Raw genomic sequence first — 21,615 nt, forward strand, 5'->3', positions numbered from 1 at the left:
GTCTTGCTTTGTATAAGGGGCGCGAGGCGCATTCCAACGGCAGCAATTTACAATCGATATAAACTGTAACCTGATGTCATTGACGGTCAGAGTGTTGCCACGTAACCAATTATGGCAGCGGGGAGTGCCCCGCGTGCTTTCGAAAGACAGCCAGCCAGTCGTTCGCGTTGCGAACGCACGCCAGCCAATAGACTCCAAAATTAAAGTGAAGTGCAGGCTGGGGCTGATATGGCTGACGGGGCTAGGTATTCGCGCGCCCTGATTTTGGGCGCGTCGGTGGTTTCAATCGCGGCAATGACGGCGGAGAGGGGGCTTGCACAGGCCGCCCAGCCGCAGGCCGAAAGTGCGTCGGAACGGCCCAAGCAAGCGAAACGCAAGCCGGTGAAGCCGCCAGTTGCGCAGCAGGCAGCGCCCGACTTCATGAACGCCCGCGCCCAGGCTGGAGGCGCCGCGCCTGTTCAGACGCTCGACACGATTACGGTCGCCGCGACCAAGACACCGGAGCGGACGATCGATGCGCTCGCGCCAGTCAGCTCGATTTCGCTCGACCAGATCCAGGGGCTTCAGCCCAACCGTTTGTCGCGCATCTTCTATGCCGTGCCCGGCGTGTCGTTCCAGGAGCGCGGCGACGATCCCGCAACCGTCATCAACATCCGCGGCTTGCAGGATTTCGGCCGGGTCGCGGTCGTGGTCGACGGTGCGCGGCAGAACTACCAGCGCACCGGCCACAACGCCAACGGCTCCTTCTTCCTCGACCCCGAATTGATCGGCGGGGTCGATGTCGTGCGGGGACCGACTGCCAATATCTACGGCTCCGGTGCGATTGGCGGCTTGGTCTCCTTCCGCACCAAGGACATCAACGACGTGTTACGCCCCGGCGAGCGCTGGGGCGTCGATCTCTCCGGCTCCTACGGCTCCAACAACAATCGCGGCCTCGCCTCGGTCTTCGGCGGCGTGCGCGCCACGCCCGATGTCGATGTCTTCGGCGGCGCGGTCTATCGCACGCAGGGCAATTACAAGGACGGCAATGGCACCGAGATCGGCAACACCGGTAACCAGGTCGAAAGCGGGCTGATGAAGCTCACGGTGCGCCCGGCCGTCGGTCACGAGGTCAAGTTCGGTGCCATCTTCCAGGATTATCAGTACGATATTGGTCAGTTCAACCGGGGCCCGGTGGTAACTGCGGCGCAGCGCGCGCTTTATCAGGGCTCCTCGGTTTACGCTTCCGACGCCAAGAATTACACCGGCACGATTACCTGGAACTATTCGCTGCCGAGCGACAATCTGTTCGATTGGCACATGTCGGTCTACGGCAACCGCGTCGACAACGACCAGACCAAGACCTATCACTATTCGACCGGAGGCGTGGCCTATTGCGGCGCGGGCAATTTCGGCAACAACATCTCGGGCTGCGTCGGCGACAGGCGCGGCTATGTCCTCAACACCTACGGCATCGACGTCAACAACACCACGCGCTTCACCGTCGGCGACTGGCGCAACGCCGTCACCTGGGGCGTCGACGCGTTCCAGGACGACGTCATCACGACCGACAGCCGCGGCAACTCCAACATCACCACGCCGAGCGGCATCCGTACCGTGTCGGGCGGTTTCGTTCAGTTGAAGCAGAACTACGGCACCTGGTTCGAGGCGGTGAGCGCGATCCGCTATGACCGCTACGACCTCGATTCCGGCAAGACCAGTGCCGGCGGCGACCGCTTCTCACCCAAGATCACCGTGGGCGTCACGCCGATCGCGGGCTTCCAGCCTTATGTCAGCTATGCTGAAGGCTATCGCGCCCCGTCGATCACCGAGACGGTGATTTCCGGCGCGCACGCGACCGGTGGCGGACCGGCGTTCTTTCCCTGCCCCGACGGCACCGTCGGCCTGTTCTGCTTCCTGCCCAACCCGAATCTTCGTCCTGAGATCGGCAAGAACAAGGAAGTCGGCATCAACCTGAAGTATGACAACATCTTCAGCGCGTCCGACTCGTTCAGGGGAAAGATCAACCTGTTCCGCAACGATGTCAGCGACTATATCGACCTCGTCGCTTCGGCGCCGGTCCTGGTGCCGCCATTCGGCTCGTTCAGCCAATACTACCAGTATCAGAACATCGCCAATGCCCGCATCCAGGGCTTCGAGGCGGAGACGATGTACGATGCGGGCAGCTGGTTCATCGGCGTCGCCGGTCACTACATCCAGGGCAAGAACGTCGCCACCAATATCGGGCTTGCGACCATCAGCCCGACCAAGGTCGTCACCGCCGGCGGTGTCCGCCTGCTTGATCGCACCCTGATCGTGTCGGCGCAGTGGGCTTCGTTCGGTCCGAACAACGACGTGCCGGCCAACTATATTCGCTCGACCGGCTACGATCTCGTCAATCTGTATCTGACCTACAATGCGACCAGGGACATCGTGTTCTCGGCCTCGATCGACAATCTTCTGAACCAGTATTACCGGCCCTATGCCATTCCCGGCAGCTCCACCGACGGCACCTCGCAGAACGACGTGCTGTGGACGAGCCCGGGACCAGGCAGGGTCTACAAGGCCGGCCTGAAGATCCACTTTGGAGGTGCGTGAGCCGCAGGGCACTGTAACACCACAACTTCCGCCGGGCCGCGCTGATGCTCCAGCGCGGCTTCGGCGCGTTTTCGTCTTGATCAGAAGGGGAGACTTTCATGTTCATCGCTATGAATCGTTTTCAGGTGAAGCTCGGCTCGGAAGCCGCGTTCGAGACCGTCTGGCGCAGCCGGGAGTCCTATCTCGGCAGCATGGCCGGCTTCGTTGAATTCCATTTGCTCAAAGGACCGGTGCTGGAGGACCACACGCTGTATTCCTCGCACACCGTGTGGGTCGACAAGTCCGCTTTCGAGGCCTGGACTCGCTCCGAGGAATTCCGCCGCGCACATGCGCGTGCCGACAACAAGACCGGCGAAAGCCTCTATCTCGGCCATCCCAGGTTCGAGGGGTTCGAGGTCATCATGACCGAGCGCAAGGCGAACGCCGCCGCCTGAGGCGGCCGATCACGAAGGGAGCTGGACATGTTGAGCACCGATCTCGCCGATCTCAAGGCGTATATGGCCGACAATCCGGGCGCCGTGATCGAGGACATTGCGCGCGAGCGCAAGGTCACCCCGCGCGCCGTGATCGAGGCGCTGCCGCCGTCCATGGCGCGCATGGGCGGCAGTGAGCATTTCGCCGCCGCCATGCAGGATATTGCCGAATGGGGCGAGGTCACGCTGATCGTCCACACGGACGACGCGATCTTCGAGTTCACCGGGGCGATTCCCGCGGGGGAGATCGGCCGCGGTTACTTCAACCTGATGCAGCCGAAGGGATTGCACGGCCATCTCCGCCACGAGCGGTGCGCGGCCATCGCCTTCGTCGAGCGTCCCTTCATGGGCAAGACGTCCGCCTTCGTCGCCTTCGTCAATGCCGATGGCGGCATCATGTTCAAGGTCTTCGTCGGCCGCGACGAGACCCGTGCGCTGCGTTCGGACCAACTGGCGCGGTTCAGGCAGCTAGCGGACCGGATCGCGCCGCAGCCAACCGCGTAGCTTCTTCTGTCTGACGGGAGATCAGGATGCAAAGCAATTCCAGGCTCCGGCACATGATCGTAACATCCGTGCTGGCGCTCGCGCCGACACCGGCCTTCGCGATCGACGAAGCGCTGTTACCGCGCAATCTGTCGCCCTGGGGCATGTTCGTCGGCGCCGACATCATCGTGAAGACGGTGATGGTCGGCCTCGCCGTGGCTTCGCTGGTGACATGGACGGTGTGGCTCGCCAAGACCGTCGAGCTGCGCCGCAAGGGCGCGCTGGCCTTGCACCGCACGCGCGCGCTCGAAGGCAACATGACGCTGGCCGAGGCCGCGGCACGGGCAAGCGATGCGCATGATGCGGTCGCCCAGCTTATCCAGTCCTGCGCCAGGGAGGCGGAGATCTCCGGCGGCGTGCTCGACAACGGCCTCCAGGAGCGGCTGGCGCTGCGGTTGGAGCGGGTCGAGGCGGCCATGTCCCGGGAGATCGCGCGCGGCACCGGCGTGCTGGCGACCATCGGCGCCACCGCGCCGTTCGTCGGCTTGTTCGGCACGGTCTGGGGCATCATGAATTCCTTCATCGGCATCTCCGAGAGCCACACCACGAGTCTTGCGGTGGTCGCGCCCGGCATCGCGGAGGCATTGCTTGCCACCGCGCTCGGCCTCGTCGCCGCGATCCCGGCGGTCGTGATCTACAATCATCTCGTTCGCGGCATCGCCAATTACCGCGCGCTGCTCAGCGATGCCTCGGCACAGCTTACGCTGCTGGTGAGCCGCCAGCGCGACCACAGAGAATTCCGCCTGGCGCGGGCGGCGGAGTAGGGCCATGTCCGCAAAGCTCGGCGCAAGCTCCTCGGTCAGGTCGCGCGGTGACCCGGGTGATCTCGACGTGACCCACGAGATTAACGTCACGCCATTCATCGACGTGATGCTGGTGCTTCTGATCATTTTCATGGTGGCGGCGCCACTTGCCACCGTCGACATCGGGGTCGATCTGCCGGCGAGCGCCGCCGAGCCCGCGCCGCGGCCGGACAAGCCGATCTTCGTCACCGTGAAGCCGGATCTTTCGATTGCCGTCGGTGAGGATCTTGTGTCCCGCGATGCGCTCGGCACCTCGCTCGCTGCCGCCACCAAGGGCCGCAAGGACGAGCGCATTTATCTGCGCGCCGACAAGGCGGTCTCCTATGGCGACTTGATGGAGGTGATGAACAGCTTGCGCAATGCCGGCTACCTGAAGGTCGCGCTGGTCGGCCTCGACGGGCGCAGCTGATGACCTCCGCAAACGCGTTTGCCCTGCACGAGCCGCTCGGCGAAAGGGAAACCATGCGCTGGAGCCTATCGGCGGCCGTAATCGTGGCGCTTCACATGGCCGCGGCACTGCTTGCGATGAGCTGGCTCAAGTCGCAGCCCGAGCAAGGTGTGAGCCTGCCGGCGATCATGATCGACATGGCACCGGTGACTTCGGCGCCGCAATCGATGCAGGACGACATCGCTCCAGGGCCCGTGATGCAGGAGGCCGACGCTTCGCCGCCGCAGCCCGTGCAGCAGCAGATGGCCGAGGAGACGATCGCGCCGACGCCGCCGCAGGAAAAGCCGGACGTTGTCGCGCCACCCGAGCAGAGATTGGAGCCGACCCCGGCCAAGCCCGAGCCGGCGAAGATCGTCCCGGTCGAAAAGCCGGCGCCGGCGAAGCCGAAGGTGGTTCGCCGCGAGGCGAAAAAGCCGTCTGAGGCGCCGCCGGCGCCGCGCACCAGCGCAGCCCCGCGCGCCGAGCGCGAGGCGGCAATGGCATCGGCCCAGAGCGCCGGCGCGGTGGCCTCCGTGATCGCATCCTACAATCAGCGCGTCCGCGCGCATCTGATGCGCTTCCACCAATATCCGTCCTCTGGCGGCGGTCAGCGCGGCATCGCGAGGCTGAGCTTTACGATTGCCCGTAGCGGACAGGTCACATCCAGCCGCCTCAGTGGTTCGTCCGGCGTCGCCGCTTTCGACGCTCAGGCCATGGCGATGATCCGCCAGGCCTCGCCGTTTCCGCCGATCCCGGACGAGGTCAAGAACGGCGCGATGAGCTTTACGATTCCGGTGGAGTTTACGGTACGATAAGTCTCCGTTGTCATGCCCCGCGAAGGCGGGGCATCCAGTACGCCGTGGCATTTCCGTATCACACCGCCGCCGCGGCCTACTGGATCGCCCGGTCGAGCCAGGCGATGACCGTATCGATAGAGCGTCGCCTCACTTCGCCTTCAGGAAATCCGCGACCTCCAGCAGCATGAACTCGTTTTCGTCGGCCTTGTTGGGGTCGCGGCTGGACGAGAACGGCAGATTGTTGTCGTTGCCGACGATGATGTGAGTGTCGTCGACGCGATCGACGTTCTCGATGGTGAAGAACGGGAAGGTGTAGACGCCGTCATTGAGCGGCTTCCTCGCCTTCTTGTCGGGATCCCTGATCTTCAAGAGGTCGATATAGCCGATCTTGCGCACGGGCTTGCCGACATTGGCATCGGTGAGCTCGATCTTGTAGATGCGCTTGAATTTGGCGAGGTCAGGAAAGCAGTTCTCGCCGCGGGTGCCTTGCGGGCAAGACTTGTCCGCGGTGCCTTCGCCGTTGTCGCGCTCGATGACGAGGCCGCTGGTCGGGTCGACCATGTTGAAGTCGCCGATGGCATTGCCGTTCTGCTCGAACACATACTGCCAGTAGCGTCCGGTGAATTTCTCGGCAGCGACGTCGAATTCGAGGATGCGGGAGGCTTCCTTGCCGTCGACCTTTTCCCAGTCCTTCTTGTCGGCGTCCCACAGCGGTCCTTCGAGCAGGCCGTAGAGGAATTTGCCGTCCTTGGACGATGCAAAGCCCTCAAAACCCTTGGAACGGCGGAGGTTGACATTAGTGTAGGTCGCGCCCGGCGCGGCCGGCGTTCCCACTGCCCAATTGTCCGGCGAGCGCACCGGCTTGCCATCGGCGACCGTCTCTAACACGGCCAGGATCTTGCCGGTTTTGTCGGCCTTCAGGATATAGGGGCCGAACTCGTCGCCGATCCAGAAGCTGTCGGCGATGATCTGGAAGCCCTCGGTGTCGAAGTCCGAGCCGGTGAGATAGCGCTTCTGGGTATCCTCATGAACGATGCGGAACGGCACGCGTCTGTCGGGATCGTGCAGGAAGATGGTCTCCAGCCGCTCGATCTTGCCGCTCGTCCAATCCATCTTGTAGTGGCTCAGGTATAGCATCGAATCCGGCGAGTTGGCACGCGCGCCCATACCGTTGTCGGTGATGACCCAGAACGTGCCGTCGGGCATGGTCTTGATGCCGGAATGGCCCTGCAGCGGTTGGCCCTTGAACGGCAGCGACACGCCCGTCGCCCGCTCATAGGACTTGCCCATCACGGTGCCGAGCGCGTCGACGCGCTTGCCCGTCGTGTATTTGCCCGAGGTCTTGAGATCGGCTGGCGCATCGGCGGGTGCGTCGATGAACGATTCGGCCGGCATCACCACGTGGCCGACGAGTTTGGCGGGGAATTCACCTTCGCTCTGAGCGAGCGCGGCGCTCGCGGTGAGAATGATCGTTGCGACGGTGCCGAGAAAAGTCGCGCGCATGTACGTCTCCTGTTGGCGGACGCACGCCTTATGCGGACGGCACATTGCAGTTTTGTGAAGCCGGGCCAAACGCCGCAGTTGCCCATCTACTCCTTTACCGCGCCCGTCAGCGACGACACGTAATAATCTACAAACAGGGAGTAGAAGATCGCAACCGGCAGCGAGCCGAGCAGCGAGCCGGCCATCAGCGCACCCCACTGATAGACGTCGCCGGTGACGAGCTCGGTCAGGATCGCGACCGGCACGGTCTTGTTGGCGCCGCTCTGGATGAAGGCGAGCGCGTAGATGAACTCGTTCCAGGACAGCGTGAAGGAGAAGATGCCGGCCGAGATCAGGCCGGGTACCGCCAGCGGCAGCGTGATCCGCCTCAGGATCTGCAGCCGCGTGGCGCCGTCGACCAGCGCGCATTCCTCGAGCTCGTAGGGAATCGACTTGAAATAGCCGATCAGGAGCCATGTGCAGAACGGCACCAGGAAGGTCGGATAGACCAGGATCAGCGCAAGCGGTGAGTCGAACAGGCCGAACTGCACGACGACGGTGGCGAGCGGAATGAACAGAATCGACGGCGGCACGAGATAAGCGAGATAAATGCCGAGCCCGACATAAGGGCTGCCGCGGAAGCGCAGGCGTTCGATGGCGTAAGCGGCAAGCGTGCTCGCGATCAGCGACAGCGTGGTCGAACCGATCGCGACCAGCATCGTCGTCCACAGCCAATGCGGATAGGCGGTGTTGAACAAGAGGTGCTTGATGTGCGCCAGGGTCGGCGACGAGATCCAGAACGGATTGTGCTCCTTGTAATTCATCAGCTCCGCGTTCGGCTTGAACGACGTGATCGCCATCCAGTAGAACGGGAACAGCAGGATAAGTACGAAGCAGCCGAGCGGCAGATAGATCATCATCAGCCGCCGCAGCCCGGAATCCCACGCCATCGTGTCGGGCGCTGCCTTCGCGTCGGCGACAGCCGGTTGGGCGACTGTATCAGTCATTGCTCTCTCCCTGCTGCCATTTGCGGCGCGCCAGTCCGAAATAGGAGAACAGCGTCGCGAACACCAGGAACGGGATCATCGACACCGCGATCGCGGCACCCTCGCCGAGCTCGCCACCGGCGATGCCGCGCTGGAAGGCCAGCGTTGCCAGCAGATGGGTCGAGTTGCCGGGTCCGCCACGGGTGATGGCGTAGACCAGCTGGAAGTCGGTGAAGGTGAAGATGATCGAGAAGGTCATGACAATGGCGAGGATCGGCATCATCATCGGGAAGGTGATGTAGCGGAAACGCTGCCAGGCGCTGGCGCCGTCGAGCATCGCAGCCTCGTAGAGCGAGGGCGAGATGGTCTGGAGGCCCGCCAGCAGCGAGATCGCGACGAAGGGAATGCCGCGCCAGATATTGGCGGCGATCAGCGAGAAGCGGGCCGGCCAGGCCGAGCCGAGGAAGTCGATGTTGCTGGAGCGCCAATGCAGCACGTCGACCAGCAGATACGAGATGATCGAGAATTGCGGATCGTAGATCCACCAGAACGCCAGCGCCGACAGCACGGTCGGCACGATCCAGGGCAGCAGGATGATCGCACGCAGCACGCTCTTGAACGGAAAATGGTTGTTGAGCAGCAGCGCGAGCCAGAAGCCGAGTGCGAACTTTCCGAAGGTCGCGACGGCCGTGTAGACCACGCTGTAGAACACCGCGTTCCACCAAAGGGAATCGGTGAGGAGATACTGGAAATTTTCGAAGCCGACGTAGATGCCACGCCGGCCGATCGTGGTGTCGGTGAAGGCGAGCCAGATGCCCAGGCCGAGCGGATAAGTCAGGAACACCGCGAGCAGCCCAATCGCAGGCGCCAGACACATCGCGATCAGGAACGGCTTGTAGTCGAACAGGCGTACAATCCAGTTCGGCTGCCGCTGCGCCAGTGCGGGGGAGGAGAAGGTGGTCACGGACATCGGTTCGGCGTCCTGTCTTGGGCTGTCGCTACCGCAGTCATTGCGAGCGAAGCGAGGCAATCCAGTCTGTCTCCGCGGTTACGGTCTGGATTGCGTCGTCCCTTCGCTCCTCGCAATGACGGCTGCCTTGTCGTGAGTTTTTATCGCCCCTGCCGCCGGAAGTACCGCTTGCACCGCTGCTCGGCTTCTGCGGCAGCCGCCTCCGGCGTGGCAGCGCCGGTCGCAACGGACGCGAACATCTGGATCAGCACGTAGTCGGCGCTGACGGCTCCCGTCGCTGTCGAGATCGGGCCCTTGTAGCCGTCGTAATAGGTGCTGTTCATCGTGTCCTTGAACAGCTTCACCTTGGGATCCTGCGACCACACGGCGGACTCGGCGTAGGCGGCCAGCGGCTGCGACCAGTAGCCGGAGTTGGCATTGAGCCACGGCTCGTACTGGTCCTTTTCCAGCATGTATTGCAGGAATGCCTTCGCCGCGTTGGGGTACTGGCTGTGCTTGAACACCATGGCGTTCAGCGTCAGGCCCGCCATCGGAGAGACCTTGGCCAGGCCCTTCGGCAGCAGCTGATGCTCGCTGTCCTCGGCGATCGCCTTGGTGGCAGGATCGTTCTTCAGCGAGAAGTACAGCGAAACGCCATTGGCGGTCAGGGAGATCTCCTGCGAGGAATAGGCGCGGTTGTTGCTGACGTCGTTCCACGACGTCGTGCCGGCGATGAAGGTCGGGTAGAGCTGCTTGACCCAGTTCAACGCGGCGATGGTCTCCTTGCTGTTGATCGTGACGTTGCCCTCTTCGTCGAGCAGGGATCCGTTGTGCGACCACAGCGCCCAGCTCGCAAAACCGTTGCCATCGCCCTTGGCATTGCCGAGCGCGAAGCCGGCCGGCTTGCCGGCCTTGTGCAGCTTCTGGCACAGGTCGAGGACGCCGGCATGGTCCTCCGGCACCTTGTCGAAGCCGACCGATTGCAGGACCGACTTGCGGTAGATGAGGGGGCCGGCGGTGGCGCCGAACGGCAGCCCGATCCACGTATCGCTCTTGTTCTTCTTGCCGTAGCGCTGCGCCAGCGGCAGCCAGCCGCCATAACGCTTGCCGAGATAGTCGGCGACATCAGTCAGTTCGATCAACTTGTCGATATAAATGTGCGGAGCATCGGAGAAGCCGATGATGATGTCGGGGCCGGCGCCGGAATTGGCGGTCACCGCGGTCTGCTGATTGATATCTTCCCAGCCGACGAAGTCGACCTTGACCTCGACCCCGGTATCCTTGGTGAACTTTGCCGCATTGGCGCGGAACACGTCCTCGTCGGCCTGGACGAAGCGTACCGGGCGCAGCATGCGCAAGGATGCGCCCTTCTCGATCGCGAGTTTCGGTGCCGCCACATCGGCAGCCTTGATCGTTGATGGCGTTGTTTGCGCTGCAGCACCGGTGGCCGCGAGCGTTGCAGCAGACAGGCCCAGCGCCAAGGCATCACGACGCGTGATGTCGTTCCTCATCAGTTCCTCCCTTGATGTCTCCCTCCCCGGCGTCGATCGCCGGTGAAGGGCCGTTCCGGTTTCCGGCGCCTTTGCGCCGGCCGCCTAGCTGTTCGGCCCGCGATCCATGCTGACCGGTTGCCAGCGGCGGAGCGCGGTGCTTTGCAGCACCGACGGATTGACGCAGCTTACTGGCCACATGCCCTGAAGCACCAGTGACAATTCGTAGCCCACGCGGCGCTTGCGCGCCTCGTCGAACCGTGCCGAGGCCGAAGCGACGTGGGCGGTCAGGGTCACGTTCTCCATGCCGAGCAGGGGATTGTTGTGCGAGGGCGGCTCTTTCTCCAGCACGTCGAGGGCGGCATGCGCGATCCAGCCCTCCTGAAGCGCCTTGATTAGGCTCTCCTCGTCCACCGTGGCACCGCGCCCGGTGTTGATGAAGATCGAGCCCTTCTTCATCTGCAGGAAGTGCTTCTCGGTCAGCATGTGATGGACCTCGGGCCGGGCGGGGGCGTGCATCGAGACGAAGTCGGATTGCGACAGCACCTCGTTCAGCGTCGCCGGGATCACGCCGTGGTCGTACATCAGCGTTTCCTGGATGAAGGGATCATAGGCCATCATGCGCAGGCCGAAGGGCGCTGCGCGTTTCGCAACCGCGCGCGCGACGCGGCCGAACGAGATGAAGCCGAGCGTCTGGCCCATCAGCCGCGGGATCTTGAGCAGCGCCGGCCGGCCCTCGGCCCAGCGGCCGTCGCGCACCATGCGATCCTGCTCGACCAGGCGACGGAAGCCCGCGAGCAGCAGCATCATGGCGTGGTCGGCGACCTCCTCGATGAAGGTGTCGGGGATGTTGGTGACGGGAATTCCGCGGGCGGTGGCGGCCTTGACGTCGACGCTGTCGACGCCGACCGAGCCGAGCGTGATGACCTTGCAATTCTGTAAGCTGTCGATGATGCTCTTGGTGATCGGGATGCCCTTGGCATAGATGGCGTCGGCGTTTTTCGCGGCGGCGATGAACCCGGCCTCGTCGGCCGGCGCCTCGATGATCTCGGCATCGATCGGATCGAGCGCCTCGCGCTCATAGGAGTAATCGCTGCCCGCGACCGTGAAGCTCGCGCCCTTCGGCGTCACCACCCTGTATTTCGGCATTTTCTGCTCCCGATTTGGTTTCTTGTTGTGGCCTGCCTTCGTGGCTGACCTTTGCGTCTTTTACGCGAAATCGACGCGGCCGCGTACAATTCCCGGTTGTTGGCGCGGAGATAAATTGCCGGTTTGTGCGGCTGCGTCCGGGCTTCTACGGACGACCGTAAGTAACTTGATAAGGGCTCACACATAAAAGTTGATTCGATTTTGATCGAACTGGTCGCGTGCCCGTATCCCGTCATTGCCGGAGCTATCCCGTGAAATTGAGCAATCTGAAGATCGCCCCGAAGCTCGGCATTCTTGTCGGCGTCACCTTGTTGGGCCTGTGCATCTCCGGTGTCCTTGCCGGCTACCTGATGAAGCAGGAGATGGTGAATGCACGCATCGATCAGGCTAAGGCTATCGTCGAGCTGGCACGCAACTACGCGGGCGCTCTGAAGAAGCGCGTCGATGCCGGCGAGCTGACCAAGGATGCGGCCCTGGCCGAACTTCGCCGCTACGGCAACGCGATGACCTATGACAACGGCGCGGGCTACCTGTTCGGCACGTCGTATGACGGCATCACCCAGCTTGCGCCCGATCCGAAGCAGATCGGCACCAACCGCATGGATGTCGTGACCAATGGCCGCAAGCTGTCGCTCGAGCTGATGGACGGCGTCAAGGCGAAGGGTTCGATCCTGCTGTATTATGAATATGTGAAGCCCGGCCAGGAGAAGCCGATCCGCAAGATCGGATATGCAGTCGCCGTGCCTGGCTTCGACATGTATCTCGGCACCGGCGCCTATCTCGACGACATCGACGCCAGGATGGGCCCGGTCTATTGGCTGCTCGGCCTGGCCATGCTCGGCATCGTCATCGTTGCCGGCAGCGTCGCCTGGCTGATCGGCCGCGGCATCAGCCGTCCGCTGGCGCTGCTCGGCGCCCGTATGAAGGACCTCGCGGATGGCAAGCTCGAGGGCGACATTCCCGGCGTCGGCCGCGGCGACGAAGTCGGCGCGATGGCCTCGACCGTGCAGATATTCAAGGACAATGCGGTCCGCATCCGCGACCTCGAGAAGACCGAGGCGGATGCCAAGGAGCGTGCCGCGGCGGAACGTCGCAGCGCAATGGAAAACATCGCCAACGACTTCGAACGCAGCGTCAACGGCATCGTCCGCTCCGTCTCCTCGGCCGCCGCCGGCATGCAGAGCACGGCGCAGTCGATGACCGCGACCGCGACCGATGCTTCCTCGCGTGCCGCAACGGTCGGCGCTGCCTCGCAAAAGGCCTCCGGCAATGTCGGCACGGTTGCCGCTGCCGCCGAAGAGCTGTCGAGCTCGGTTGCGGAAATCTCCCGCCAGGTCACCCGCTCGACCGAAGTCGCCAGCCGCGCCGTCAGCGATGCCGAGCGGACCAACGCTACCGTGCAGGTGCTCTCGACCGGCGCCGAGAAGATCGGCGAGGTCGTCAAGCTGATCCATTCGATCGCCGCGCAGACCAACCTGCTCGCGCTCAATGCCACCATCGAGGCGGCACGCGCCGGTGAATCCGGCCGCGGATTTGCGGTCGTCGCCTCCGAGGTCAAGGCGCTCGCCAACCAGACTGCGAAGGCGACCGAGGAGATCTCCGCGCAAGTCGCGGCGATGCAGACCTCGACCAGCGACGCGGTCACGGCCATCACCGGCATCACCCAGACGATCGCCGAGATGAGCGAGATCACCGCCGGCATTTCAGCGTCGATCGAGCAGCAGGGCGAAGCGACCCGCGAGATCGCCCGCAACATCCAGTCGGTTGCAGCCGGCTCGAGCGAGATCAACGCCCATATCGGCAGCGTCACGTCGGCCGCGGAAGCGACCGGCAGTGCAGCCAGCGACGTGCTCACCAACGCCCGCGAGCTGGACAACCAGTCCGGCGCGCTGCGCAGCGCCGTGGACGGCTTCCTCGCCAAGGTGCGCGCGGCGTAAGCCCGTGCGCTGAATTCGTAGAGTGGGCAAAGACGCAAAGCGTCGTGTCCACCCTTTTCTCTCGACTGTCATGCCCCGCGAAGGCGGGGCATCAAGTACGCCGCGGCCTCTCGGTTCAAATACAGCCGCCTCTGGAACACTGGATCGTCCGCCTCCGCGGACGATGACATTGTCCGAGGAGCACGTCCTACTGCTTTTCGATGTCCGCGTTCGTGATCAGCTTCTCCCACAGCACGAGCTGCTCGTTCATGAAGATGCCAAGCTGCTCCGGTGTGCCCGAGAAGGCGTCCATGCCGAGGGTGGCGAGCTTGGCCTTGATCTCCGGATTCTCGACGATCTTCCTGATCTCGGTATTGAGCCGCGTCACGATCTCCTTGGGCATGCCGGCCGGGCCGAAATAGCCCTGCCATGACGAGATGTCGAAGTCCGGCACGCCAGCCTCCTGCATCGAGGGCAGATGCGGCACCAGCGGCGAGCGCTCCTTGGTGGTGACCGCGAGCGCGCGCAGCGCGTTGCCGTTGACATGCGGCAGGCCGGTCAGGATGTCGACAAACATCATCGAGACGCGGCCACCCATGACGTCGTTGAGCGCCGGCGGCGAGCTCTTGTAGGGCACGTGCAACAGGTCGAGCCCGGCATTGTGGGCAAAGGTCGCGCCGGACACGATCGCCGAGGACGAGCCCGAAGCGTAGCTCAGCTTGCCTGGGTTTGCCTTGCCATAGGCGACCAGCTCGCCAACAGTCTTGGCCGGGACTTCCGGGTTGACGACCAGCATGAACGGCAGGTCGCCGGTGCGCGCGATCGGCGTGAAATCCTTGACCGGATCGTAAGTGAGGCTCTTGAGCAGATAGGGATTGGCCGAATGCGTGGTGTTGGTCGTCACCAGCAGCGTGTAACCGTCGGGAGCGGCCTTCGCGACGTAGGTTGCGGCGAGCATACCGTTGGCGCCCGCCTTGTTCTCGATCACGATGCCGACGCCGAGCGCCTGCGACAGATGCTGCGAGATCAGCCGCGTCGTGGTGTCGGTGCCGCTGCCGGCCGCGAACGGCAGTACCAGCGTGATGTTGCGGCTCGGATAATTGTCGGCCTCGGCCGTGGATGCGGCGGCGAGGCACAATGCGGCCGCGCCGATGGCTCGCAGGTTTCGAGTCAACGCTGAAATCATATCTGGACGGTCCCTCTTTGTCGTTGGCGGGGAACCTAGCGTCTCCTCATTGAAATCGGAAGCGGTGAGTTTGTCTCCGGTCTCCGCGTGGCGGAATTACTTCGCCGCCGAACCCTGGCGCGAGGCAATCACGACCCCGGCGAGCACCAGCGCGTAGCCGATCAGGTGGAACGGCTGGAGCTTTTCGCCGAGCAGCAGGATCGCCATCGCCGAGCCGAACACCGGCACCAGATGGAAGAACGGCGCGGCGCGGTTTGGGCCGATCAGCGCGACGCCGCGATTGAAGAAGAGATAGGCCAGCGTCGAAGGGAAGATCAGGATGTAGCCGAGGGTTGCCAGCGTCGTGCCGTCGAACTGCAGCACGCGGCCGCTTAGGGCCTCCCAGATCGCGGTCGGCAGCAGCATCGTCGCGCCGCAGCAGGTGGTGAAGGACAGGAAGGAGAGTTGGTGAATTTTTGGCCGTCGCGGGATGAAGGCCGAATAGAGACCGAACGCCACCAGCGAGGAGGCGAACATGATGTCGCCTCTGTTGAAGCTGATGCTCGCGAGTGCGGCGAGATCGCCGCGTAGGATGATGATCAGCACGCCGAGAAGCGAGATCGCGATGCCGGCGAACTGCGCACCGGTCAGCCGCACCCCGAACAGCACCAGCGACCACAGCGCCACGAACAGCGGACCTGCCGACTGGATCAGCAACGCGTTCAGCGCCTCGGTGTATTGCATTGCCCAGTACGAGATCGCGTTGTTGAAGGCAAATCCCACCAGCGACAGGAACAGCATCAGGGGCAGGCTGTTGCGCAAAGCAGGCCAGTCGCGCTTCAGATGCGGCCAGGCGAACGGCAACAGGATGAGGAACACGCCGAACCAGCGGATCGTGGTCACGGTCAGCGGCGGCACATGCGCGCCGACATGACGCGCGAGCACGATGTTGCCGGCCCAGAACAACGAGCTCAGGCTCAGCAGCAGATAAGGCTGGTTGTTGAGCCAACTGGCCGTATTGGAGGCCGGTGGCGCGGGGGAAGCGATCGTCATTGGCGTCGGATACGAGCTTGCGCCGGATTGCCGTCATGACACAAGTCACGCGGCCGCAATGCTACAATGCAGGCATGACCCGGGGAGGCGTCATTGGCGGTTAATATGTTGGACGCAACGTGCTCTTCCCCTCTCCCACAAGAGGAGAGATGATGGCAGCGGTCCGCTTGGATACGCTGCTAACTCGCCTGCTTGCGTGACGCCACGAACACGCCCGCCAGCACCAGCGCGAAGCCGAGGAAATGGAAGACCTGCGGGTGCTCGCCCAGGAACACGATCGCCATGATCGAGCCGAACACCGGCACGACATGGAAGAACGGCGCGGCGCGGTTGGCGCCGATCAGGCGGACGCCGCGATTGAAGCAGAGATAGGCGAGCGCCGAGGGGAACACTGCGACGTAGAATAGGGTCAGCAGGTTCGGCCCGTTGAGCTTCATCACGGGGCGCGCGAACAATTCCCAGATCTCCAGCGGAATGAGGCAGGCGGCGCCGCAGCCGAAGGTGAAGGCGAGGAACGACAGGCCGTGCATCGGCGGACGCTTCAGGGTCAGTACGGAATAGAGCGCGAAAATGACCAGCGCGACGATGAAGATGAGGTCGCCCTTGTTGAACTCGATGTTCGACAGCGTGGTGAAGTCGCCATGCAGCAGGATCGTGAGCACGCCGCACATCGACAGCAGCACGCCGAATGCCTGCGCCGCGGTGAGCCTGATCCCCAGAATGGCCAGCGACCACAGCGCCACGATCAGCGGGGCGGCAGACTGGAGCAGCAGCGTGTTCAGTGCCTGGGTATGCTCCAGCGCCCAATATTGCAGCGTGTTGAAGGCGCCGATGCCGGTGATCGAGAGCGTGATCATCAGGCCGAGCCGGCCGCGGATCGCGGGCCAGTCCTGCGCAAGATGTTTCCAGGCGAACGGCAGCACCAGCAGGAAGGCGAAGAACCAGCGCAGGAATGACAGCGTCACCGGCGGGATGTGGCCGGCGGCGAGTCGACCGACGATGGCGTTGCCGGCCCAGCACAGCGCGGTGATGCTGAGCAACAGATAAGGCTGGTTGGCAATCCAGGTTTGGCCGGCGGTTTCGGCGCCTGTGCTCTGGCCCGTGGCAGACATGTGATTGGTTTGGCCCCGCGTCATGCGCCGAGGCTTCCGGCCCGGCGAGATCCGGGCCGGTTCATAGCCCGGCGCCGTTCAAAGACACGGAAATCGGGGTTGCATCAATGGGGGACGGATGCATCGCGACCATGCAGCGGCCGAGATCGCGTCTAGCGCTTTGGTCGAGGCTTTGGCTCGGCTCTGGAAGGTCTCTGGATTTTCGGGGGATATCAAAGGCTTGGATGGCCTTCCCAGCCCCGAAAAAGCCCCGTTCTTGCTTGCCTAGAGGGGCTGCTTCCTTTATCCGGTTGGCTGCCTTGCGTGCGGGCGGCTCCGGCCGCCGATTGGGCTGGGCGCAGGTATGATCCCGGAAGAGTGGGCACCGGTTTTCCGCGAGGATCATGCCTCCTAGAGACAGATTGAACAGGGATTACCCGCGAATGGCCAATGTTGTCGTCGTCGGCGCCCAGTGGGGCGACGAAGGGAAGGGCAAGATCGTCGACTGGTTGTCGGAGCAGGCGGACATCGTCGTCCGCTTCCAGGGCGGCCATAACGCCGGCCACACGCTCGTGATCAACGGCAAGACCTACAAGCTCGCGCTGTTGCCCTCCGGCGTACTGCGCGAGGGCAAGCTGTCGGTGATCGGCAACGGCGTGGTGTTCGATCCCGCCGCCTTCCTCGACGAGGTCGCCAAGCTCAGGGCGCAGGGGGTCGATGTCAGCCCTGACAATCTGCGCGTCGCGGAAAACGTCACGCTGATCCTGCCGCTGCACCGCGAGCTCGATGCGCACCGCGAATCCGCCAGCGCAGCGACCGCGATCGGCACCACGCGCCGCGGCATTGGACCTGCCTATGAGGACAAGGTCGGCCGCCGCGCCATCCGCCTGATGGATCTTGCTGATCATCAGACGCTGCCGCACAAGATCGATCGCCTGCTGGCGCATCACAACGCGCTGCGCCGCGGCCTTAACCTGCCGGAATTCGACAGCGCGGTGATCCTGAAAGAGCTGATGGCGATGGCGCCGCAGCTGCTGCCCTATGCCGAGACGGTCTGGCGGCTGCTCGACATCAAGCGGCGCGAAGGCAAGCGCATGCTGTTCGAGGGCGCGCAAGGCGCGCTGCTCGACGTCGATCACGGCACTTATCCCTACGTCACCTCGTCCAACACGGTGGCGGCGCAGGCGGCGACCGGCGCCGGCCTCGGGCCGGGCGCGGTCGGTTACGTGCTTGGCCTGTGCAAGGCCTATACGACCCGCGTCGGCCAGGGCCCGTTCCCGACCGAGCAGGACAACGAGACCGGCCGCAAGATTGGCGAGCGCGGCCGCGAGTTCGGCACCAATACCGGTCGGCCCCGCCGTTGCGGTTGGTTCGACGCCGTGCTGGTCCGCCAGGCGGTCCGGACCTGCGGCATCAACGGCCTGGCGCTGACCAAGCTCGACATCCTCGACGGCTTCGACACGATCGAGGTCTGTACCGGCTACAAGCTCGACGGCAAGGAGATCGACCATTTCCCCGCCGGTGAGGGCGCGCAAAGCCGGGTCGAGCCGATCTACGAGACGATCGAGGGCTGGAAGGAGCCGACCGCCAGCGCACGGTCCTGGGCCGACCTGCCGGCCCAGGCCATCAAATATGTCCGCCGGATCGAGGAATTGGTGGGGTGCCCGGTCGCGCTGCTTTCCACCAGCCCCGAACGCGAAGATACTATCCTGGTGCAAAATCCGTTTGAAGCTTAACGATATCTTACCAGGACGCGCGTATAGTTGAGTTGAAATGGCTGATTACTATCCGCTGATCGCCCGCGCTATTGCCGCCCTGGACCCCAATGCTCCCGGCGAAAGCCGTCGCGCGCTCTATGAGCGTGCGCGCACGGCGCTGATCGCGCAGCTCCGCAGCGTGCAGCCGCCGCTCTCCGAATCCGAGATCACCCGCGAACGGCTGTCGCTGGAAGAGGCCGTCCGCAAGGTCGAATCGGAGGCCGCCCAGCGCGCCCGCGAGGCCTCGCGCCCCGGTGGGGGCACTCGCCCTAGCGGCAGCGGCGATGCCTTCCGCCGGGCTAGCGCCCGCGCGGCCGAAGGCAACGCTCCCGCATCTCAGCCGGCCCCGCCGCGCGCGCCTCCGGCCCCGACGCCGCCGCGTGCCGACCGCCCGTCCTTTGGTGCTGACGATCAGGGCGACGCGCCGCGGCCGCCGCGTGCGCCGCGTTTCGACGCCCCGCGCCAGCCCGGCCCGTCCGCTCCGCCGCCGACGGCGGAGCCGCAGACGCCTCCACCGGCCGGACGCGATCGCGCGGGTGCGCGCCGCCCGCCGGACATGGGCCCGCCGCCCGCGCTACCACCCGCACCGGGCGTGCGCGGCTTCCGCGACATCACGGCCGATGCCAACGATCTCGGCGGCGCCGCCGCGCAGGCGAGCCGCGCCGCGCGCCGCACCTACGCCAACGTGCCCTCGCCCTCGCCGGAGTTCGACCGGCTGGAGCCGAGCCTGGAAGACCGCACCGGCGAGTCCGAGCCGCCCTATTCCTACGACGAGTCGGTCGAGGAGGCGGAGCGCTACACGCCGCAGCCGCCGTCGCAGCGTGCGCGCGTTGCAGCCGAGCGCGACGCCAAGAAGCGCGTCCGCACCGGCTCCGCCTTCCCGTTCAAGAGCGCGATCGCCGTCGGCATCGTGCTGATCCTGGTCGGCGCCGGCATCCTCTGGGGCAAGCAGCTGGTCCAGATCGTCAACGGCTTTCTCAAGCCGTCCGCGACCCAGGTGGTGGAGGCGCCAAATCCGGCCCAGCCGCAGAGCAAGCCGAAGATCCCGGATCGGGTCGGCCAGCCTTCGGCGAGCGACCAGCCGGTCGCGCCGGTGGCGCAGAAGGTCGTGCTCTATGACGAGGATCCGTCCGATCCGAAGGGCAAGCAATATGTCGGCTCTGTGGTGTGGCGGTTGGAGCCGATCAAGGCGTCCGGCAACCAGAAGGCCGACATCGCCGTGCGCGCCGACATCGAGATCCCCGACCGCAAGTTCAAGATGACGATGTCGTTCCGCCGCAACACCGATTCCTCGCTGCCGGCGAGCCATACCGCGGAATTGACCTTCATCCTTCCGCAGGACTTTCCGGGCGGCAGCGTCTCCAACGTGCCGGGCATCCTGATGAAGTCGAACGAGCAGGCGCGCGGTACGCCGCTCGCCGGCCTCGCCGTCAAGGTCACCGACGGCTTCTTCCTGGTCGGCCTTTCCAATGTCGACGCCGACCGCGCCCGCAACGTCCAGCTCCTGAAGGAGCGCTCCTGGTTCGACGTGCCGCTGGTCTACGCCAATCAGCGCCGCGCCATCATCGCGATCGAGAAGGGCGCCCCCGGCGAGCGCGTCTTCAACGACGCGTTCGCGCAGTGGGGCGATTGAGCTCTTCACCTCTCCCCAGCAGGGAGATCTCGGATTGCAGCAATCCGGGTGAGGGGCCGCGCCATTTTGTGAGACTGCAACCACTCACCCGGATCGCATCTGCGATGCGCTCCGACCTCTCCCTACGGGAGAGGTGAAGCGAGCTCTCTCGCGGTCAGCAGTGCAATCGAAATTGAACGGCCTTACTGCGCGGCGGCTTCCCGCTTGCGCGATGCGGCGTGCTCGCGGTCCATCACGGCGCGGCAGCCGGGACTGACATGTGCCTTGTTCCGCACCATGCAGGCCCTGATCCTGGGGATGTCGGGAATTTCACTGGAGCACAGCCGCATCGCATCGCCCGAGCACATCTGCTGCGCTTCGGACGAGAAGGCGAGACCAGGTGATGTCTGGAATGCGATGGCGGTGGCGGCGACGGCGAAGAGAGTTGCGATCGTCTGATAGCGTGTCATGCGGAATGGGTCCCCGAGTTCGTGGGCTTGAGCCACTTGATTTTGGGGCGCCGCACGCGGCTTGATCTGCCGCATGTCACAGCCTTCACGTCGGGAACTTTGGTCCCGCATGTGGTCGCTCGATTACTTGATGTTCGAATCGAAAGTGCTGCGCCGCCCGAGCGAAGTATGCGCCATTGTCACGGAGCTGCAATGGTCTGCGTGAAGGAATTTGCAATTGTTGCGCGAGAGTCACGCAAAGCCGGCGCGCGCGGTCAGATCAACCGATCGGGCGATGGCTCGCTTGCGCCGCATCGCTCGTGCCGAGTGATGCGGCGTGTTCTTCGACCGCGGTGACGCCCTTGGCCGTGAGTTCGAACAGATCGCCGTCCTTCATCACATAACCATCGGCGATCAGTTCGCCGATCTTGCCGTGGCGATCGTCGGCGAAGGCAACGGACTGGCTGATATCCCGCAGGATCGAGAGTTGTTCATCGCGCAGCATGGCTTCACACTCCGTTCGCGGGTTCCGGTCCTCACATTCCGTGACTCTGAAACACCTTGCTGCAAGACTTCGACAGCTTGGCCCGGTTGGCTTGCAGGCAACTCTGAACCGCACCGTCATTGCCGAGGTCCTTGCGGCACAGGCGCGATGCATCCCGCGAGCAGGCCTTCTGCTCCTGCGGCGTGCCCATGTGGCCTTGGGCGAGAGCAGGTGCGTTCGACAGACCCGTTAGGGCTGCTAGCGCGAATGTCGCCAGAACAAGTCTACGGGGCATCGGGGCTCCAATCTGACAGGGACAATTCAGGTCCTGCATGAACTCGTCGCTTTGCCACTTGTTCCCTTCAGGCGGAGCCTGCGCCCCGCTATTCAAGGTTCCCGCCGGCGCTGCTAT

General features: G+C 64.2%; 20 protein-coding genes. 9 read left to right on the plus strand and 11 right to left on the minus strand.

Annotated elements, in window-relative coordinates:
- Positions 1-228: 228 nt before the first annotated feature.
- From IVA78_RS14295 to IVA78_RS14320, 6 genes are all read left to right on the plus strand, one after another.
- The gene (locus IVA78_RS14295; protein ID WP_247466032.1) at positions 229-2,577 is read left to right on the plus strand and encodes a TonB-dependent hemoglobin/transferrin/lactoferrin family receptor; all 2,349 of its coding nucleotides are present in this window, start codon (positions 229-231) and stop codon (positions 2,575-2,577) included.
- Positions 2,578-2,675: 98 nt separating this feature from the next.
- Entirely contained in the window at positions 2,676-3,011 is a 336-nt protein-coding gene (locus tag IVA78_RS14300) for an antibiotic biosynthesis monooxygenase (RefSeq protein WP_247466034.1), read from the plus strand.
- Between the two features lie 27 nt (positions 3,012-3,038).
- Positions 3,039-3,554: a heme utilization cystosolic carrier protein HutX gene (gene hutX, locus IVA78_RS14305; RefSeq protein ID WP_247466037.1), complete on the plus strand. Its 516-nt coding sequence runs from the start codon at positions 3,039-3,041 to the stop codon at positions 3,552-3,554.
- 26 nt (positions 3,555-3,580) lie between these two features.
- The gene (gene exbB, locus IVA78_RS14310; RefSeq protein WP_247466040.1) at positions 3,581-4,357 is read left to right on the plus strand and encodes a tonB-system energizer ExbB; all 777 of its coding nucleotides are present in this window, start codon (positions 3,581-3,583) and stop codon (positions 4,355-4,357) included.
- A 4-nt stretch (positions 4,358-4,361) separates the two neighbouring features.
- Complete coding sequence (gene exbD / locus IVA78_RS14315) at positions 4,362-4,805, plus strand: TonB system transport protein ExbD (protein ID WP_247280145.1); 444 nt, start codon at positions 4,362-4,364, stop codon at positions 4,803-4,805.
- Entirely contained in the window at positions 4,805-5,638 is an 834-nt protein-coding gene (locus tag IVA78_RS14320; protein WP_247466042.1) for an energy transducer TonB, read from the plus strand. Before exbD ends, IVA78_RS14320 begins: the two co-directional genes overlap by 1 nt.
- A gap of 129 nt (positions 5,639-5,767) precedes the next feature.
- Here IVA78_RS14320 and IVA78_RS14325 read toward each other — a convergent pair whose 3' ends face one another.
- The 5 genes from IVA78_RS14325 to IVA78_RS14345 all read right to left on the minus strand — a co-directional run bounded on the left by IVA78_RS14325 (position 5,768) and on the right by IVA78_RS14345 (position 11,676).
- Positions 5,768-7,123, minus strand: a complete 1,356-nt coding sequence (locus IVA78_RS14325; RefSeq protein ID WP_247466046.1) for an esterase-like activity of phytase family protein — start codon at positions 7,121-7,123, stop codon at positions 5,768-5,770.
- An 86-nt stretch (positions 7,124-7,209) separates the two neighbouring features.
- Positions 7,210-8,109: a carbohydrate ABC transporter permease gene (locus IVA78_RS14330; protein WP_091888289.1), complete on the minus strand. Its 900-nt coding sequence runs from the start codon at positions 8,107-8,109 to the stop codon at positions 7,210-7,212.
- Positions 8,102-9,058 carry a sugar ABC transporter permease gene (locus IVA78_RS14335; RefSeq protein ID WP_247466049.1) on the minus strand — a complete coding sequence of 319 codons (957 nt, stop codon included), beginning with the start codon at positions 9,056-9,058 and terminating at the stop codon, positions 8,102-8,104. Before IVA78_RS14335 ends, IVA78_RS14330 begins: the two co-directional genes overlap by 8 nt.
- Positions 9,059-9,198: 140 nt before the next feature.
- The gene (locus IVA78_RS14340) at positions 9,199-10,548 is read right to left on the minus strand and encodes an extracellular solute-binding protein (protein WP_247280142.1); all 1,350 of its coding nucleotides are present in this window, start codon (positions 10,546-10,548) and stop codon (positions 9,199-9,201) included.
- A gap of 84 nt (positions 10,549-10,632) precedes the next feature.
- Complete coding sequence (locus IVA78_RS14345) at positions 10,633-11,676, minus strand: C-terminal binding protein (protein ID WP_247466051.1); 1,044 nt, start codon at positions 11,674-11,676, stop codon at positions 10,633-10,635.
- Positions 11,677-11,927: 251 nt separating this feature from the next.
- Between IVA78_RS14345 and IVA78_RS14350 the strand changes: the two genes are divergently transcribed.
- Positions 11,928-13,613, plus strand: a complete 1,686-nt coding sequence (locus tag IVA78_RS14350) for a methyl-accepting chemotaxis protein (protein ID WP_247466054.1) — start codon at positions 11,928-11,930, stop codon at positions 13,611-13,613.
- 187 nt (positions 13,614-13,800) lie between these two features.
- Here IVA78_RS14350 and IVA78_RS14355 read toward each other — a convergent pair whose 3' ends face one another.
- The 3 genes from IVA78_RS14355 to IVA78_RS14365 all read right to left on the minus strand — a co-directional run bounded on the left by IVA78_RS14355 (position 13,801) and on the right by IVA78_RS14365 (position 16,922).
- Entirely contained in the window at positions 13,801-14,778 is a 978-nt protein-coding gene (locus tag IVA78_RS14355; RefSeq protein ID WP_247466057.1) for a tripartite tricarboxylate transporter substrate binding protein, read from the minus strand.
- A gap of 96 nt (positions 14,779-14,874) precedes the next feature.
- On the minus strand, positions 14,875-15,810 hold the full coding sequence (locus tag IVA78_RS14360) for a DMT family transporter (protein ID WP_247301633.1): 936 nt from the start codon (positions 15,808-15,810) through the stop codon (positions 14,875-14,877).
- 179 nt (positions 15,811-15,989) lie between these two features.
- Positions 15,990-16,922, minus strand: coding sequence for a DMT family transporter (locus IVA78_RS14365; RefSeq protein ID WP_247466491.1), 933 nt, complete (start codon positions 16,920-16,922; stop codon positions 15,990-15,992).
- 422 nt (positions 16,923-17,344) lie between these two features.
- Between IVA78_RS14365 and IVA78_RS14370 the strand changes: the two genes are divergently transcribed.
- Positions 17,345-18,637, plus strand: coding sequence for an adenylosuccinate synthase (locus IVA78_RS14370; RefSeq protein WP_247333720.1), 1,293 nt, complete (start codon positions 17,345-17,347; stop codon positions 18,635-18,637).
- A 37-nt stretch (positions 18,638-18,674) separates the two neighbouring features.
- On the plus strand, positions 18,675-20,291 hold the full coding sequence (locus tag IVA78_RS14375) for a hypothetical protein (RefSeq protein WP_247466059.1): 1,617 nt from the start codon (positions 18,675-18,677) through the stop codon (positions 20,289-20,291).
- Positions 20,292-20,473: 182 nt separating this feature from the next.
- Here IVA78_RS14375 and IVA78_RS14380 read toward each other — a convergent pair whose 3' ends face one another.
- The 3 genes from IVA78_RS14380 to IVA78_RS14390 form a co-directional block, all read right to left on the minus strand.
- Complete coding sequence (locus IVA78_RS14380; RefSeq protein WP_247333716.1) at positions 20,474-20,740, minus strand: hypothetical protein; 267 nt, start codon at positions 20,738-20,740, stop codon at positions 20,474-20,476.
- 259 nt (positions 20,741-20,999) lie between these two features.
- A complete protein-coding gene (locus IVA78_RS14385; RefSeq protein ID WP_247333714.1) occupies positions 21,000-21,224 on the minus strand; it encodes a hypothetical protein in 225 nt (74 codons plus the stop codon).
- 31 nt (positions 21,225-21,255) lie between these two features.
- Positions 21,256-21,498 carry a hypothetical protein gene (locus tag IVA78_RS14390; protein ID WP_247280132.1) on the minus strand — a complete coding sequence of 81 codons (243 nt, stop codon included), beginning with the start codon at positions 21,496-21,498 and terminating at the stop codon, positions 21,256-21,258.
- Positions 21,499-21,615: the final 117 nt, after the last annotated feature.

It is taken from the genome of Bradyrhizobium sp. 137, from assembly GCF_023074095.1.
GTDB lineage: Bacteria > Pseudomonadota > Alphaproteobacteria > Rhizobiales > Xanthobacteraceae > Bradyrhizobium.

What these genes read in the sequence shown, in the direction of transcription:
- IVA78_RS14390 (WP_247280132.1), bottom strand. Translation starts at nt 21,498, where the DNA reads ATGCCCCGTAGACTTGTTCTGGCGACATTCGCGCTAGCAGCCCTAACG.
- IVA78_RS14380 (WP_247333716.1), bottom strand. Translation starts at nt 20,740, where the DNA reads ATGACACGCTATCAGACGATCGCAACTCTCTTCGCCGTCGCCGCCACC.
- IVA78_RS14385 (WP_247333714.1), bottom strand. Translation starts at nt 21,224, where the DNA reads ATGCTGCGCGATGAACAACTCTCGATCCTGCGGGATATCAGCCAGTCC.
- IVA78_RS14320 (WP_247466042.1), top strand. Translation starts at nt 4,805, where the DNA reads ATGACCTCCGCAAACGCGTTTGCCCTGCACGAGCCGCTCGGCGAAAGG.
- IVA78_RS14300 (WP_247466034.1), top strand. Translation starts at nt 2,676, where the DNA reads ATGTTCATCGCTATGAATCGTTTTCAGGTGAAGCTCGGCTCGGAAGCC.
- IVA78_RS14335 (WP_247466049.1), bottom strand. Translation starts at nt 9,058, where the DNA reads ATGTCCGTGACCACCTTCTCCTCCCCCGCACTGGCGCAGCGGCAGCCG.
- IVA78_RS14340 (WP_247280142.1), bottom strand. Translation starts at nt 10,548, where the DNA reads ATGAGGAACGACATCACGCGTCGTGATGCCTTGGCGCTGGGCCTGTCT.
- IVA78_RS14370 (WP_247333720.1), top strand. Translation starts at nt 17,345, where the DNA reads ATGGCCAATGTTGTCGTCGTCGGCGCCCAGTGGGGCGACGAAGGGAAG.
- IVA78_RS14360 (WP_247301633.1), bottom strand. Translation starts at nt 15,810, where the DNA reads ATGACGATCGCTTCCCCCGCGCCACCGGCCTCCAATACGGCCAGTTGG.
- IVA78_RS14375 (WP_247466059.1), top strand. Translation starts at nt 18,675, where the DNA reads ATGGCTGATTACTATCCGCTGATCGCCCGCGCTATTGCCGCCCTGGAC.
- IVA78_RS14365 (WP_247466491.1), bottom strand. Translation starts at nt 16,922, where the DNA reads ATGTCTGCCACGGGCCAGAGCACAGGCGCCGAAACCGCCGGCCAAACC.
- hutX (WP_247466037.1), top strand. Translation starts at nt 3,039, where the DNA reads ATGTTGAGCACCGATCTCGCCGATCTCAAGGCGTATATGGCCGACAAT.
- IVA78_RS14330 (WP_091888289.1), bottom strand. Translation starts at nt 8,109, where the DNA reads ATGACTGATACAGTCGCCCAACCGGCTGTCGCCGACGCGAAGGCAGCG.
- IVA78_RS14325 (WP_247466046.1), bottom strand. Translation starts at nt 7,123, where the DNA reads ATGCGCGCGACTTTTCTCGGCACCGTCGCAACGATCATTCTCACCGCG.
- exbD (WP_247280145.1), top strand. Translation starts at nt 4,362, where the DNA reads ATGTCCGCAAAGCTCGGCGCAAGCTCCTCGGTCAGGTCGCGCGGTGAC.
- IVA78_RS14295 (WP_247466032.1), top strand. Translation starts at nt 229, where the DNA reads ATGGCTGACGGGGCTAGGTATTCGCGCGCCCTGATTTTGGGCGCGTCG.
- exbB (WP_247466040.1), top strand. Translation starts at nt 3,581, where the DNA reads ATGCAAAGCAATTCCAGGCTCCGGCACATGATCGTAACATCCGTGCTG.
- IVA78_RS14355 (WP_247466057.1), bottom strand. Translation starts at nt 14,778, where the DNA reads ATGATTTCAGCGTTGACTCGAAACCTGCGAGCCATCGGCGCGGCCGCA.
- IVA78_RS14345 (WP_247466051.1), bottom strand. Translation starts at nt 11,676, where the DNA reads ATGCCGAAATACAGGGTGGTGACGCCGAAGGGCGCGAGCTTCACGGTC.